Genomic DNA, 15840 nt, shown 5'->3' with positions numbered 1-15840 from the left:
ATTATTCCCCCTCTAAATAATTTATTGGTATTGAAATAGTAAAATTAGTACCTAGATTTTCTATTGAAAATACAGATATTTTACCATTAAAATCTTGTTCTACTAATTTTTTAACTAAATTTAACCCTAAACCTCTTGAGATATTTCCAGTTTCATAATTAATTTTTGTAGAAAAGCCTGCTTTAAAAATATTCTTAATATATTCTTGTTTTATACCATTTCCATTATCCTTAATTATAAATATATGACTATTTTCATTTTTACTATGCATTAATTCTATTCTACCTTTATCCATAGATTCAATACTATTTGTTAATATATTTCTAAATATAGAAATTAATTCATAGTGCTTATGTGTATAAAAGTTTTCGTATTCAGAGAAATTTAGATCGATGACCTTATTCCTATTTTTAATCATTCTATATAAACTATCTTCAAGTATTAATATAATTTCTTTAAAACTCATTCCAATTTTTGAAACATTAACTTTTACCACATCTTCAATTCCTTCTAATACTAGTGCATATTCTTTTTTTATTTCATGTACATTTTTTGCTATATCAAGTGAATTATTTTGCCAAAACTCTCTATTTTTTCTTTCTTTTATATTTTCAAATAAATTATATGCATCTTCCATAACATTTTCTATATAAATCATATTTTTTTCCATCCAATAAACTTGTGTTTTTAACTTAGATGACATCCAAACTAAATCTCTATATCTTTTCTCATGTTCCTCTCTCATTAATAACATGTTATAGTATTTTAAACCTGTTATGAAAACAGCTGAAATACTTGACCTTACTATAGCAACTATAATTAATAACTTTATTACTTCAATATAATTAATATTTTCACTTATACTTGTAAGTATAAATATTTCAGTTATATTTGACAAAAAATCTATCAAAATTAGAGATAAAAATAAATTATGTATTTTCATATTTTTATTTTTATTAACTACGTAAACAAAACATAATCCATATATAGTATAAAAAATAACTTCAGGCCAAAATAAAAAAACGTTTTCTAAAAAACTACTTTTACCAAATGAGTAGACTATAATTCTTTGTATGTATAAAGCTATACCACTTATAAATCCAATATAATAAACTCTCATATCTCTATACTTATATATAATTACAGGTAATATTATAGCCCCAAAAGAAAATCTAAAGTTAGAAAAAAATATATCTATATAAATTTGTGAAGCTAAAATCATGACAATTAACATAATTAATATTTTTTTTATTTTAATAATTAAAATCACCTCACAATTATAAAACTATTTAATACAATTATATCATTACTAATAAATTTTTCCTAAAAATAAAAAAAGAAATTATGAAATCATAATTTCTTTTTGAAAAAAGTATAATGCCTATATAAATATATTTTAAAATTTTATATATTTTTTTAATAGACTCATAGTTGGAACTCCCAATATAGTTACTACTACAAATTCTCCAAGTGCTACATAAAATATGCTTGGTATTAAAGGCAATCCAATTAATATATTTAATTGAAATCCTATTATTAACCCATTTGATATAGCAGGAAAAAATGAAGCAATCCATATGTTATTTATTTTACTCATAGGATAAACTGCTAATAATGTAGCAATAGTACCTATTAACATATCCAATATGCCTATGGTACTCCACATATTTGAAATAAATGTTCCTATAGTCAAAGACCATATATACATAGGATTATAAAAGGCTAAAAGTGTTAACATTTCAGAAATCCTAAATTGAATTTGTCCATAACTAAGAAATGGTAATGCAACTGTTAAAATAACATATATTGATGCTACAATACTTATTTTTGTCAATTTTTTTGTGTTAATTTTGCCCAAAACTTTCCCTCCTTGTTTTTTAATTAGTGGGACCAAGGAAACACTATATAATTCTTAAATTATCTTTTTAATTTATCTAACTCTTCTAGTAAATTATCATTTAATATCTTTATATATGTTCCTTTCATTCCTAAAGATCTTGATTCTATAATACCAGCACTTTCTAGTTTCCTTAATGCATTAACAATTACAGAACGAGTTATACCTACTCTATCTGCAACTTTACTAGCTACTAATAACCCTTCATCACTATCTAATTCTTCAAATATATGGTTTAAAGCTTCAAGCTCAGAATAAGATAATGTTTTAATACCCATTTGAACAACTGCTTTTTTACGAGTTTTTTCTCTTGTTTCTTCACTTTTAGAGCGTAACATTTCCATAGATACAATTGTTGCACTATATTCAACTAAAACTAAATCATTATCTGTAAATTCATTTTCAGGTCTTGCTAATACTAATGTTCCTAACCTTTCTCCATTTCCTTTTAATGGAACTATCGTTGCAAATTTATCATAACTTTCTCTGTCTTCAGTAAATATCTCTAACAAATTATCACCTGTTATATTGTGAATTACAGAATCAATTCTTAACAGTTTATTGTTATATTCTATAGGAAAATTCTTATTTCCTGTTTCAGGGTCTACGATGATAGGGTTTTCAGCATCTTCTCTCAAACTAAGACCTATTACTTTTCCCTTTGAACTTATAACATACGTATTTGAATCTAATACCTCTTTTAAACTATTACTAAGCTTAGTAAAATTTACAGGTGCATTTCCTGCTTCTTGTAAAATTTTATTAAGCTTTCTAGCTCTTTCTAATAATGTTGACATACAATTCTTCCTCCTTATTAACAATTACATTAAAATAATATATTGATTTATTTAAATCTTTAAAATATAAACTCTTTTACAACAATACAACATTAAAGATTCTATATTATTTCGACTTATTTTGCAAGTAATGTTTATAAATTTAATTATACCCTAAACAACTAAAATATAAAAGAGAATTGGTTAAAATATTTTTAATATTTAGAAAAAACCCATAGGACTTAAGCACTATTTTTTTATATCGATTTACTCTAATTTTATAATTATAATTAATATTTCCCGGGAAACCTGTAAATCACTATGTTATAAAATATATAATTAAAAGTAACTTGTTAATTATTTTTATAATTTATTTTAACAAAAAAATTTATACTTTATTTAAGCTATACTATTAATTATAATTATTGTAAAAGGAGTGATCATGTGTTTAAAAAAACATTTAGTTTTTTTATTATATTTATTTTTTTAATTTTTTTAATAACTATTAGTTCAGCACAAAGTTTAGAGTCATTCGATAAAACTATGTATGATACTGTAGTAAAAAAAATTGAAATTTTTACAGCAAAAGTTTTAAATAAAAGTAATACCGAAAATAATGATAAAACCCAATTAGATATTGAAGATATTAATACTTCTTCTAAAAGAAATAATATTAATAAATTTTATGAATTGAAAAGTATAAATAAAAATAATGGACAAGCTAATAAAAAAGCAAACTCTGATAAAAAAGTTAGTGTTGAGTCAAAAAATAAAATTAAGTCTAATTCTGTTAATAAAGATAAACCTACAGAAGAGATTAAAGTTAAAGAAAATACAAAAACTGAGATAAAAACTAATACTAAAGAAAAAACAAATTTTGAAACTAAAACAAATCCTAAAACCGAGACTAAACCTAAAAATAAAAATGAATCCACCACTAAAGTTGAAACAAATACAAATACAACTCCAAAGCCTAAACCTTCAGTTCCTATATCAAGTTCTAGACAATTTGAACTAGAAGTTATTAAGCTTGTAAATGTTGAACGTCAAAAAATAGGATTAGTTAATCTAATTGAAAGTAAATCATTAACTAATGTTGCAAGATATAAATCTAAAGATATGATTACTTATAATTATTTTTCTCATCAATCTCCTACATATGGTTCTCCATTTAACATGTTAAAAAAATTTGGAATTACATATAAACACGCTGGAGAAAATTTAGCAGCAGGTCAACGTACACCTGAGTCAGTAGTAAACTCTTGGATAAATTCTCCTAGTCATAAAAAGAATATATTAAATAAGAATTTTACTAAAATAGGTATTGGATATATAAAAGATAATAATGGATATCCTTTTTGGACACAAATGTTTATAGGATAACAAATAAAAAAGAAGACTAATATTAGTCTTCTTTTTTATTTGTTATAATTCCTTCTATACTAGCATCTAAAATATTTCTAAGTGCTTTAGTATTAAGTTTATTATTTGTTTTTTTATTAATTATTTTATTCTGAATTTTTTTATGCATTTTATCACCCAATATTAGTTTTTCATAGAATTGAATTTTTATTATATTAAAAAAAGGTTTTTATGTTTTTTTATAGAATAATATCTATATACTATTATCACAAAATATTTTAAGGAGGTTTTAATATGATTTATATAATTATAATCCTATCAATTTTATTAATTATTTTTGTAACATTATATTTAAGGTCACTACTAAGACTAAAAAGGCTAGAAAATAAAATGAATCTTATTTCTACAGGTGATTTTACTAAATCATTTAATATAATGAAAATGGGACATTTTAAAAAATTAGGAATAATAATAAATACTTTACTAATGAATTTCAGAAAGTTTATAGCTAATGTAAACTTCTCAACAGACCATGTTGAAGAATTCATAACAAATATGACTAATAATGCTCAAAATTTAAATGAAGGTGCTAGTCATAGTGCAAAAGTAATATCTGAAATAGCATCTAGTACAGAAAATCAAGCATCATCTATTATACAAGCTCATGATTATACTGAAAAAATAATAAAAGATTTTAATATTATCACCTCTAAAACAGAAGATGCAAAAAACAAAACTATCTCCACTAAAAATATTGTACATAAAAATAATAAGATATTTAATTCATTACTAAATTCAATTAAAAAAAATACTAATAATAGTGTGGATTTAGTAGAAAAAATTAATAAACTTGAACAAAAAGCTAATGAAATAAATACAATAACGAAATCAGTAAACGATATATCAGAAAATACAAATTTACTAGCATTAAATGCTTCTATAGAAGCTGCTCGTGCAGGAGAAGCAGGAAAAGGTTTTGCTGTAGTAGCTAATGAAGTCAAATCACTAGCAAATGAATCGTCTAAGGCTTCAAATCATATAAGAGAGATTATAGAGACAATTAAAAATGAAATTTCAGCTATAGCAAACGAAATGCGTTCAGATTCAGATAATATGAAAAATGATATATCAATTGCTGATGAAGCTAAAAATCATTTTAATAACATATTAAAATCTACTGAGGAAACAATGGATGTTATAGAATTAATAAATAATCTTGCAAAAGAAGAGCAAGTTGTTATAAATAATATAAAAAGCTTTATGGAAGGTGTTGCTGCTACTTCTGAACAGAATACTAGCGCTACACAAGAAGCATCAGTTACAATAGAACAACAAGCTAATATGATAAATGATATGTTTAACTCTCTTAAGGAATTAGGAAATAAAACATCTGATATAAAAAAAGTAATAGATTTATTTGTAAAATCTTTTGATATAGATAGTAATACTCAAGAGTTGATTAATAAAGGTATAGATAAATTATATACTATGACTGAAAAAGATTCTATTAGAAGTTTTGATAGGATTACTTCAGAAGATTATATGCAACAAGTAATAGATAAAAATGATAGCTTCGAAATTTTAACATTGTTAGACTTAGAAGGTAATACTACATCTATAAGTTATAGAAAAGATTTAGACTTAGGAAATCATGAAGATTTATATGACAATTTTGCCCATAGAGATTATTTTAAAAAAGCTGTTAAAGGAGAAACTTATTTGTCTAAACCTTATATTTCAACTGATAGTTTTAATTATTGTATAGCAATGACTACTCCTGTAAAGGACCAATCTGGAAATATAAAGGGTGTATTAATGGCAGACTTTAAAATTTCATAATATAAATAAAACTTTTATTCCTCTAGAGGAATAAAAGTTTTTATTTACTTACTATTTGCTGGTTCTATATTTATTTTTTTACCTTTAATCTTGTTATTTTTCATTATATCTAAAACTTTTTTACCATTTTCTTTAGGTACTTCTACAAAAGTAAATTTATCATAAATATCAATTTTACCAACTACTTCTCCTGGTAATCCAGTTTCTCCAGCTATTGCTCCTAATATATCTTTTACTCTAATTTTATGTTTTTTACCAATGTTTATAAATAACCTTACCATGCCAGGCTCAGCACCAGTATTTCCAAAGTCTAAATCAGAAGAATCTTCTTTTTCTTCAATTCTACCCATTGACATATTAAGTAATGCTGCAGCAATATCAATTGATGTATATTCATCATCTAATAATTTATCAATATAATTTATTTCTTTAGTTAGCTTTTCATTTTCAATTATATCTTTTATCTCATTTAATATTTTATCAGCCTTTGCTTCTTCAACTTCATTTACTGAAGGTGCTTGAAGTCTCTTAATATTTGTTTTTGTATATTTTTGTATATGTTTTAATTTATATATTTCTTTTCCTACAGCAAATGAGATAGCCATTCCTGTTCTTCCTGCTCTTCCTGTTCTACCTATTCTATGAACATAATACTCTTCATCTTGAGGTACATCATAATTAAATACCATCTCAACATCATCAACATCTAGTCCTCTAGCTGCCACATCTGTAGCTACTAATATATCAACATTTCCATTACGAAAACTATTCATAACCCTATCTCTTTGATTTTGTTTTAAATCTCCATGTAATCCATCAGCAAAATATCCTCTACCTTGTAATTCTACTACTAAATCATCTACCATTCTTTTGGTATTACAAAATACTAAACTAAGCTTTGGATTATATATATCAATTAATCTAGTTAATATTTCTAATTTATTTTTTCTCTTAAGTTCAATATAATATTGTTCTATACTCGGAACTGTAAGTTCTTTATGAACAACTTTTATAGTCTTAGCATTTTTTTGGTATTTTTTTGTTATATTAAGTATTGCCTTAGGAATCGTAGCTGAAAATAATAATGTCTGTCTATTTTCTGGAGTCTCATCTAATATTGTTTCAATGTCTTCTCTAAATCCCATATTTAGCATTTCATCTGCTTCGTCTAATACCATAACTTTTAAATTTTGTAATTTTAATGTTCCTCTTCTCATATGGTCCATAACTCTACCTGGAGTTCCTATTACAATTTGAACACCTTTTTTAAGCGCACCAATTTGTCTTTGTATAGGTTGACCACCATATATAGGAAGTGTTTTTATACCTGGCATATATTTTGCTAGCCTTTTTATTTCCTCAGAAACTTGTATTGCTAGTTCTCTTGTAGGACATAATATAAGCGTTTGAACCGATTTATCTTTCAAGTCAATTTTTTCCAATACAGGAATTCCAAATGCAACAGTTTTTCCTGTTCCTGTTTGTGCTTGACCTATTACATCTACTCCTGTTTTAATTTTTGGTATAGCTTTTGTCTGAATTGGCGTAGCTTCTTCAAACCCCATATCACTTATTGCACGTTCTATTTCTTTACTAATTTGTAACTCATTAAATCTAATTGTTTTCATTTAACTTTCCTTTCATATTCTATTTATTTTATGATTAATTCGATTATTACTATAGTATTTGCAAAATATATATTTTAATAACATTTTTAACAAAATAAAAGACTACAAATGAAGACTCTTCATCTGAAGCCTTTTTATAGCAGTTTTCCACAATAATATTATTATATACTATAAAGCTTTATATAACAAGAAAAATAAACTAATGTATTTTAATCTTATTTAATACTAATAATAATCTATTATATATTCTTCAATTAAGAATATAATTTAAAATTTTCATATGCCTATTAGCATGGAATAATCCAGTTAAATTATTATTTGAAACCATTTATACTATGGATAAAAATAGGCTCTTTATGAATTTTTTTACAGCTATTTTATCTAGTTTCATCTATTTTTTTAACATAATCCCATTTTCAGCAAATTCAATTTTCCCTTTCTTGAGCAATTTTCCTACTGCTCTTTTAAATGCTGCCTTGCTAATTTCTAATTCTTTTTTTATTTTTTCTGGAGAACTTTTATCATTTAAATTTATAAAACCTTCATTTAAATTTAATTTATTCATTACTTTCTCTGCATCTATATCTATTTGTTTATAAGCCTTTTCTCTTAAAGATAATTCTAACTTACCATCTTCTCTTACTTTAACAACTCTAGCATTTATAACTTCACCTATTTCAAATCTTTTAAATAGCTTTTGTTTAGGTATAAGTCCATGATATTTATTATCTATAGCAATAAACAATCCTACATTTGGATTAAAATTATATACCATTCCGGAAACATTATCATTTTCTTCATAAGGAGCATTTATTCTTAGCATATCATATACATTCATAGTAGCACATAATCTATTTGACTTATCAATATAAGCACCTACTAAATATTTTTCTCCTTTTTTAATTTTACCCCTCTGTTCTGTAAATGGCAAAAATAAATCTTTTTCTAATCCCCAATCTAAAAAAGATCCAATCCTTGTGTTATCCACTATTTCAAGTAATCCTATGTCTCCTAAAGTTATTTTTGGATTTTTTACTGTAGATATTAATCTATCTTTTGAATCTCTATAAACAAATACTTCTATTTTATCTCCAATTTCTATATCATCTCTTACTTCCTTTATAGGTAGTAAAACAACATCTTCATCATCATTTGATGATTTTAAATACACTCCTTGTGCTGCAAATCTATCTACTATTAACTCTTGTATCTCTCCTAATTTTATCATACTATTCTCCTTTTATTTTACTCTTTTTCTACAAATGCCATTTTAGGTTGATTACATCTAGGGCACTTCCAGTTTTCAGGTAACTCATCAAAACTTGTACCTTTTGGTATATCGTTAATCCTATCCCCTCTTTCTGGTCTATATATATACGAACATACAGTACATTTATAATCTTTCATATAATCTTCCTTTCAATCCTTTATTTATTTAATATTAACATATATCTGTTATATAATCATAGTAATTAATTAAATTTGTTTATATAAATGAAATTTTTGGGTATATAATAATAAAATAAAAAGAAAGGAATGTTACTTATGATACTAAAAGAAGCAAATATTACATACATATTCCATAGTAGCTTTATGGTAGAAACTAAAAATCATATTTTGATATTTGATTATATTAAAAATAATAATTTAGATATAAATACTCTAAATAATAAACTCTCATATTCCACAAAAAAAATATATGTTTTTGTAACTCACTCCCATGATGATCATTTTGATCCTGATATATTTTCATTGAAAGAATTAAACTCAAATATAAAGTTTATAATTAGTGATGATATATCTATTGATAAAAAAATAGAAAATTTATATTATATATCCCAATATAATTTGTTAGAATTTGATAATATATTAATAGAAACATATGGTACAACAGATAAAGGATTATCTTATTTTGTTGAAACAGATGGTTTAAATATATATCATTCAGGTGATTTAAATTGGTGGCATTGGAAAAATGATGAAAGGAAAGCTAGAATTAAAGAAGAGGAAGATTATAAAAAAGAAATTGATTTATTAAGAGATAAAGTTATCGATATATCATTTGTTCCAGTAGATCCTCGATTAGAAGAATATTATTACTTAAGTGCTGAATACTTTATAGATACTATAGGCCCTCAGCTACTTATTCCTATGCATTTTGGGGATAAAATAGATATAACTCATCAATTGAATAATAAATTAATCCATAAATATTCAAAATCTAAAATTTGGGAAATAAATGCACCATTAGAAGTATATAATTTTTCAAAAGATAAAGAGTAGATAAATTACTCTTTATCTTTATTTATATACCTTATATAATTAAGTTTTAATTTGATTATATACATATTCACAGGGGTAAAATATTATTAAAGAATAAAAGGAGAGGATATCGTGAATATAGAATTGAAGATTTATTATGATTATGTTTGACCATTTTGTTATATAGGCTTAGGTATAGTCGAAAAATTAAAAGAAGAATATCCAATCAATGATATATGGATACCTTATGAATTAAATCCTGATACTCCCAAAGAGGGAGAATCTCTTAAGAATAAATTTAGTCAAGAAAAATTAGCAGAAATGAAAACAGAAATAGAAAGAAAGGCAAATACAGTAGATATAGAAATTTATGATTTAGAATTTACTTCTAACTCACATAATGCATTTAAAGTTTCTGAATGGGCTAAGATTTCTAACAAATTTAAAAATTTTCATAAAAGGGTATATGAAAGTAATTTTAGAGAAGGTGAAAATATTTATGATAAAGAAGTTTTAGCAATACTTGGAGAAGATGTAGGATTAAAAAAACAAGATGTATACAATGCAATAGATAGTATAAAATATGAAGAAAAACTTAAAGAGTATAAAAAAGAAACAGCTAAAAAAAATATTGATACTATTCCTACTTTTATAATAAATGACGAGAAGGTTGTAATAGGTACACAACCTCTAGATTATTTCAGAAAAATATTTGATAAAATAAACAGCTAGTAATATTACTAGCTGTTTATTTTAATTATTCATCAATTTTATTAATTCTTAAGCTCTTAAAACATTATAATCATATCCAGTTTGTTTTACTCTTTCTTCTTCATTCAAAGCTACATATTTCTTAAAATTATTCTTCCTTTTATAATCTAAATTCTATCTACATTTTTTATATTTCCAAATACTATTTTCTTTTATATTATTTGTTGTTATATTAATAATTAGATTTTCTTTTTCTAATTCTTGTAATAAGCTAATAGTATATTTTATTTTTTTACCTTTAAATATAGCTTCATTAATATTGTAAGTTGAAAAAGCTTTTTCTTCTTCATGAATATACTCAATTATTTTTATTTTATCTAATTTTCTTTTTCTAAAAAAATAAAAAGTAATCAACGTTACAATAAATAGTACTATTATTAATAATCCAATAAAAGCAAAAAAATTTATAATATTAGTCATAACTTCTATAACCTTTCAGATATTATTATGCCAATTAATCCTGGTCCCGTATGTACTACTAAAACAGGACTTATTTGAGTGAAAGTCGTGGAAACTACATTTTTAAGTTGTTTAATATTATCAAGAAGTTTCATTCCCTCATCATAAGCATTACCATGAGCTACAGCTACATTAATTTTATTATTTTGTGATTTTTCTTTTATAATATTATATAACGATCTTATAGATCTGTTTCTTCCTCTTACTTTCTTATAAGTATAGTAACTTCCCTCTTTGTTTATTGAGATAATTGGCTTTATTTTTAATAACTCTCCTATAGTCCCTTCAACTCTGCCAATTCTTCCACCTTTTTTTAGATATTCTAATGTTTCTACTACATAAAATGTATCAGTTTTAGCTATTACATCTCTTATCTTTTGAATAGTTTTATAATAATCATTAGTTATCTCTAATTCTTTTGCTCCTTCTAATACAGGATAACCTAGTCCCATACTTAAAGATTTAGAATCAATTATTTCTATTTCTAACCCTTCTACTATATCCTTAGCATTTTTCATCATATTTATTGTTCCACTTAGTCCACCTGAAATAGTTGTAACTATAATATGAGTATAATTTTCATTTTTCAATTCTTCAAATAATTCAATACAATCTCCTAATGAAGGTAGTGAAGTTTTAGGAATTTCTTCATCAAATCTTTCATATATATCTTCTGGTGTTATATCAATTTTATCTTTATATTCACCATCAGAATAAATTACTTTTAATGGCATTATCTTTATACTATACTTATCTATTATATTTTTTGGTAAATCACAAGTGGAATCTGTTACTAAAGCAATTTTATTCATAGCAGGACTCCTTTCATTTATTTGTATTGTTTAATTATAGCATATAATTAATTTCTGTACATATTTAAAAACTAAACTCAATAATTTCTTTCACCTTAAAAGGATAATCAGTTATTATACCATCAATATCATACTTTAAAACTTCTTTAATATCTGTTTCACTATTAACAGTATATACCCATATTTTTCTATTATTATCTCTGGCGTGTCTTACAATTTTATTTGAAAGCATGTTTTGATCAATTGTATAAAAATCTACATCTAAATAAGATAAATCACCTGCTGCAATATACATTATTTGACCTATCTTTATATTTGGATTTAAATCTCTTACCATTTTAAGAAGTCTATTGTCAAAAGATTGTATATATACACTATCTACCATATTATTTTTTTCTATTATATCTATAGTTTTTTTTACCAGATCTTTTTTAGGACCATATGATTTTAATTCAACTATTATATTCATTTTACCTTTTACTTCTTTTAATGATTCATCTAATGTAGGAATTTTTTCTCCTTCATATTCATTAGAATATGAAGAACCTATATCAACTTTAGATAAGTCATTATAATTAAGTTGGGATACACTTTCACTAAGGCCTGCAAGTCTTCTAAGACTTATATCATGATATAATACTACTTCTTTATCTTTTGTAAGTTGTACATCAACTTCTATATAATTAATCTCTTTAGTTAAAGCTGTTCTTATTGCACTAAGTGAATTCTCAGGGGTAGTTACAGTATTGCTCCTATGGGCAGCTATCATAATATCTCTACCTAAGTATATAGTTTCTTTATTAAAAAAGTAATTTATATTAAATGTAAAAGCAATAGATATAAATAATATAAAAGTTAACATATATCTTTTATTATATATAACCTTATAAAATCTTTTTTCTATATTTTTAAATTTCTCGTTTCTATATGCATTTAAAGTATCACTAACATTTGATGTAAAACTTTGTATACGTGAATAATATAATCTAGTTAAAAATATTACATTTGTAGGTACCAACATAGATAAAAATATATAGGTTACATAACTTGAAAAAGTTATAAATAATTCATCTATATAATTACTATCTATTATTGTTCCAAGTTTATTAGCTATAAATGTAATAAAAGATACAACTAAAAAACCAGTAGATAAAACTAACCCATTGTATAAAATTAATTTTAAAAATATCTTTATTTCTCTATCATCAGTTAATTTCCAACTATACTTTATTGATTTTAATATTGTTTTATTTTCAATAATAATAGTATGGAAAGTAAAAATTAGTCTTAAAAAAATATATAATACGGAAATTAAAATTAATATATATATAGCTAAATCAAGATTAGAATTTATAATACTTCTTCTTACATACAATGGCAAATTTAAATCTTTAGCTAAAACATTTGAAATAGGTAGTTCTATAAATGGTGTTAATAAAAGTAATAAAAGAACAAGAGGCAAAATACCTAAGCTTAACATCCTAGGTATTTTAATAAGAGTAGTTATAAATGAATTCAATATAGATATATCTTTACCAAAATATTGTTTTTGTGATATTGTAATCAAGACTCCATATTCAATAAATATAAAGATAATAAATAATATAGAAATAAATATTAATCCAATTATGCCTTCATATGAAAGAACTGTTTTAAATACATCACTATTAATTAATGATCTAGAACCTATTTTAATTAATAACCTTCCAACTATATATGAAATAATAGGTACAAATAAAAAAGAAGTTATTATAGTATGTATAATTTCAAATATAATATATTTCTTATAAACTTTTTTAAAATCTTTAAAACTATTTTTAAACATTCTAATCATAAAATCACATTCCTTTAATCTTTAAAATATAATATATTATATTCAAATTACAAACAATCATTTACTAATATATAGAAAAGGCAATTGGAATATAAAAGTCCAATTGCCTTATTTTATTCTTGTGCTTTTATTTCTCCTGTAACTTTACTTTCTGTTTCTAATGTAAAAGAATTTTTATATTCTTCATTGGAAAAGTATAAATTTCCATCTATCTTTGCATCTGATAATGTAAATCCATTAGATTCAACATATACATCACCTACAAAAGTTCCACCTTGAAACTTGGTATTTGGACTTTTGATTGTTAACTTTGGAGCTGTTATTGTAAATCTATCAATAATATTACGATCTTCATCTTGTGTATAAGGAGCTAATTTACGATATAATTCATTTTCAGAATCTCCCTTATCATAAAATTCTCCTTCTACTACTAAATCTTCTTCAAAAGTTAAATCATTTAATGTCGCTATTATCCAAGTACCATCAGCACTAATAGCTTCTTTAAAAGCAGATTCTTCATTTACTATAGATGGAGTAGTTGTAGCATCTGTATCTTTATCTGTTTCACCTTCATCTTCTACAGGTGTTTGTTCATCTTGCACATCATCTGTTGTATCATTATTATCATCTCCACAACCAGATAAAAGTGCAACTGCCAACACTAATGATATTAATAACGCTTTAATTTTCAATTTAAAACTCCTCCTTTGTCATTTTAAACTTACTAATTATACTACCCAATTACATTAATTTTAAAACGTATTGATTACTATATTTTAATATTAATTTTATAACCTTGTAAATACTTAGTATTAATAGTACAATCTAATCTTAAGGAGAATACATATGAATAAAAAATTATTACAAACTTTAATTGAAAATAAGGATTTTAAGCAAATAAAAAACAATATTAATAATATGAATATACCTGATGTAGCTGAACTTATAGAAGAATTAGATAATACTTATTCTTTACTGATATTTAGACTTTTAAATAAAATAACTGCTGCAAGAGTATTTTCTTATATTTCTAGAGCAAACCAAAAAAAGTTTCTTTTATTAGTTAATGAAAAAGAATTAAAAAAGTTAACTGATGAATTATTTTTAGATGATAAAGTTGATTTAGTAGAAGAAATGCCAGCAAATTTAGTGAAAAAAATATTAAAAACTTCAGATGAAAAAGAAAGAAAATTAATTAATCAATTTTTAAAATATCCTAAAGATTCAGCTGGGTCTTTAATGACTATAGAATTTATTGATTTAAAAAAAGAATTAACTGCTGCCATGTCTTTAGAAAGAATAAAAAAATTAGGGTATAATAAAGAAACAATATACACCTCATATGTGATTACAAATACTAGAGTATTAGAGGGTATTATAGAACTTAAAGATTTAGTATTGGAAGATAGTAATGAAAAAATAGAAAATATAATGAGCAAAAATGTTATTTATGTTAATACTCATGATGATCAAGAATATGTAGCATCTATTTTTAAAAAATATGATTTATTATCTATTCCAGTAGTAGATAACGAAAAAAGATTAGTAGGGATAATTACTATAGATGATATAATGGATGTTGTAGAACTTGAAAATACTGAAGATATCCATAGAATGGCAGCAATAGAACCTTCACATACTAATTACTTAGATGAAAACATATTTATTTTAGCTAAAAGAAGAATTATTTGGCTTCTAGTTCTTATGATATCTGCTACATTTACAGGGCTTATTTTAAGTAGGTATGAAGAAGCTCTTGAATCTGTAGTGGCACTTACATTTTTCATACCAATGTTAATGGACACTGGTGGAAATGCTGGTTCACAAGCTTCTACATTAATTATAAGAAGTATTACTTTAGAAGAAATACAATTTAAAGATATATTTAAAGTTATCTTAAAAGAATTGGGTGTGAGTTCTATAGTTGGTATAATACTTGCGATATTGAATTTTTTAAGGATATATTTTATTCAAGGATATTCAATAAAAATTTCACTTATAGTTACAATGACTTTGATGCTTACAGTTATGTTAGCAAAAATAGTGGGTGGAATACTTCCTCTTATAGCTAAAAAAGCTAAATTAGATCCTGCTATTATGGCTAGTCCTCTTGTTACCACAATTGTAGATACCTTTTCTCTTATAGTTTATTTTAGAATTGCAACTTTAATATTGAAAATATGAAAAAAGTTGGAAAGTA

At 24.0% G+C, this 15840-nt stretch carries 16 protein-coding genes; 5 read left to right on the top strand and 11 right to left on the bottom strand.

Annotated elements, in window-relative coordinates; genetic code table 11:
* Window position 1 precedes the first annotated feature (1 nt).
* The 3 genes from D3Z33_RS00355 to codY all read right to left on the bottom strand — a co-directional run bounded on the left by D3Z33_RS00355 (window position 2) and on the right by codY (window position 2694).
* A complete protein-coding gene (locus D3Z33_RS00355) occupies window positions 2-1234 on the bottom strand; it encodes an ATP-binding protein (RefSeq protein ID WP_160195817.1) in 1233 nt (410 codons plus the stop codon).
* Between the two features lie 162 nt (window positions 1235-1396).
* Entirely contained in the window at window positions 1397-1858 is a 462-nt protein-coding gene (locus D3Z33_RS00350) for a QueT transporter family protein (RefSeq protein WP_160195816.1), read from the bottom strand.
* A 59-nt stretch (window positions 1859-1917) separates the two neighbouring features.
* Window positions 1918-2694 carry a GTP-sensing pleiotropic transcriptional regulator CodY gene (gene codY / locus D3Z33_RS00345; RefSeq protein WP_160195815.1) on the bottom strand — a complete coding sequence of 259 codons (777 nt, stop codon included), beginning with the start codon at window positions 2692-2694 and terminating at the stop codon, window positions 1918-1920.
* Between the two features lie 423 nt (window positions 2695-3117).
* Here codY and D3Z33_RS00340 point away from each other — a divergent pair, with 423 nt between their 5' ends.
* Complete coding sequence (locus D3Z33_RS00340) at window positions 3118-4056, top strand: CAP domain-containing protein (protein ID WP_347561129.1); 939 nt, start codon at window positions 3118-3120, stop codon at window positions 4054-4056.
* A gap of 22 nt (window positions 4057-4078) precedes the next feature.
* Here D3Z33_RS00340 and D3Z33_RS16845 read toward each other — a convergent pair whose 3' ends face one another.
* Window positions 4079-4204, bottom strand: a complete 126-nt coding sequence (locus tag D3Z33_RS16845; RefSeq protein WP_279279047.1) for a hypothetical protein — start codon at window positions 4202-4204, stop codon at window positions 4079-4081.
* Between the two features lie 125 nt (window positions 4205-4329).
* Between D3Z33_RS16845 and D3Z33_RS00335 the strand changes: the two genes are divergently transcribed.
* Window positions 4330-5874: a methyl-accepting chemotaxis protein gene (locus D3Z33_RS00335; RefSeq protein WP_160195814.1), complete on the top strand. Its 1545-nt coding sequence runs from the start codon at window positions 4330-4332 to the stop codon at window positions 5872-5874.
* Between the two features lie 44 nt (window positions 5875-5918).
* On the opposite strand, the gene D3Z33_RS00330 is transcribed toward D3Z33_RS00335, so the two are convergent.
* The 3 genes from D3Z33_RS00330 to D3Z33_RS00320 form a co-directional block, all read right to left on the bottom strand.
* Window positions 5919-7502: a DEAD/DEAH box helicase gene (locus D3Z33_RS00330; RefSeq protein ID WP_160195813.1), complete on the bottom strand. Its 1584-nt coding sequence runs from the start codon at window positions 7500-7502 to the stop codon at window positions 5919-5921.
* Window positions 7503-7893: 391 nt separating this feature from the next.
* Entirely contained in the window at window positions 7894-8730 is an 837-nt protein-coding gene (locus D3Z33_RS00325; protein ID WP_160195812.1) for a CvfB family protein, read from the bottom strand.
* 17 nt (window positions 8731-8747) lie between these two features.
* Window positions 8748-8909, bottom strand: a complete 162-nt coding sequence (locus D3Z33_RS00320; RefSeq protein WP_160195811.1) for a rubredoxin — start codon at window positions 8907-8909, stop codon at window positions 8748-8750.
* A 138-nt stretch (window positions 8910-9047) separates the two neighbouring features.
* On the opposite strand from D3Z33_RS00320, the gene D3Z33_RS00315 reads away from it, so the two are divergent.
* Window positions 9048-9785 carry an MBL fold metallo-hydrolase gene (locus D3Z33_RS00315; RefSeq protein ID WP_160195810.1) on the top strand — a complete coding sequence of 246 codons (738 nt, stop codon included), beginning with the start codon at window positions 9048-9050 and terminating at the stop codon, window positions 9783-9785.
* A gap of 162 nt (window positions 9786-9947) precedes the next feature.
* The gene (locus tag D3Z33_RS00310) at window positions 9948-10496 is read left to right on the top strand and encodes a DsbA family protein (RefSeq protein ID WP_160195977.1); all 549 of its coding nucleotides are present in this window, start codon (window positions 9948-9950) and stop codon (window positions 10494-10496) included.
* Between the two features lie 153 nt (window positions 10497-10649).
* On the opposite strand, the gene D3Z33_RS00305 is transcribed toward D3Z33_RS00310, so the two are convergent.
* From D3Z33_RS00305 to D3Z33_RS00290, 4 genes are all read right to left on the bottom strand, one after another.
* On the bottom strand, window positions 10650-10955 hold the full coding sequence (locus D3Z33_RS00305; RefSeq protein WP_160195809.1) for a hypothetical protein: 306 nt from the start codon (window positions 10953-10955) through the stop codon (window positions 10650-10652).
* Between the two features lie 5 nt (window positions 10956-10960).
* Window positions 10961-11806: a DegV family protein gene (locus D3Z33_RS00300; RefSeq protein ID WP_160195808.1), complete on the bottom strand. Its 846-nt coding sequence runs from the start codon at window positions 11804-11806 to the stop codon at window positions 10961-10963.
* A 64-nt stretch (window positions 11807-11870) separates the two neighbouring features.
* Window positions 11871-13640: a glycerophosphoryl diester phosphodiesterase membrane domain-containing protein gene (locus D3Z33_RS00295; protein ID WP_160195807.1), complete on the bottom strand. Its 1770-nt coding sequence runs from the start codon at window positions 13638-13640 to the stop codon at window positions 11871-11873.
* A 113-nt stretch (window positions 13641-13753) separates the two neighbouring features.
* The gene (locus D3Z33_RS00290) at window positions 13754-14332 is read right to left on the bottom strand and encodes a hypothetical protein (protein ID WP_160195806.1); all 579 of its coding nucleotides are present in this window, start codon (window positions 14330-14332) and stop codon (window positions 13754-13756) included.
* A 154-nt stretch (window positions 14333-14486) separates the two neighbouring features.
* On the opposite strand from D3Z33_RS00290, the gene mgtE reads away from it, so the two are divergent.
* Window positions 14487-15824 carry a magnesium transporter gene (gene mgtE / locus D3Z33_RS00285; RefSeq protein ID WP_201750370.1) on the top strand — a complete coding sequence of 446 codons (1338 nt, stop codon included), beginning with the start codon at window positions 14487-14489 and terminating at the stop codon, window positions 15822-15824.
* The last annotated feature ends 16 nt before the right edge of the window (window positions 15825-15840 follow it).

Source organism: Senegalia massiliensis (genome assembly GCF_009911265.1).
Classification (GTDB): Bacteria; Bacillota; Clostridia; order Tissierellales; family SIT17; genus Anaeromonas; species Anaeromonas massiliensis_A.
Note: the sequence above shows the minus strand (reverse complement) of the source record. Positions and strands in the feature narration are given on the sequence as shown.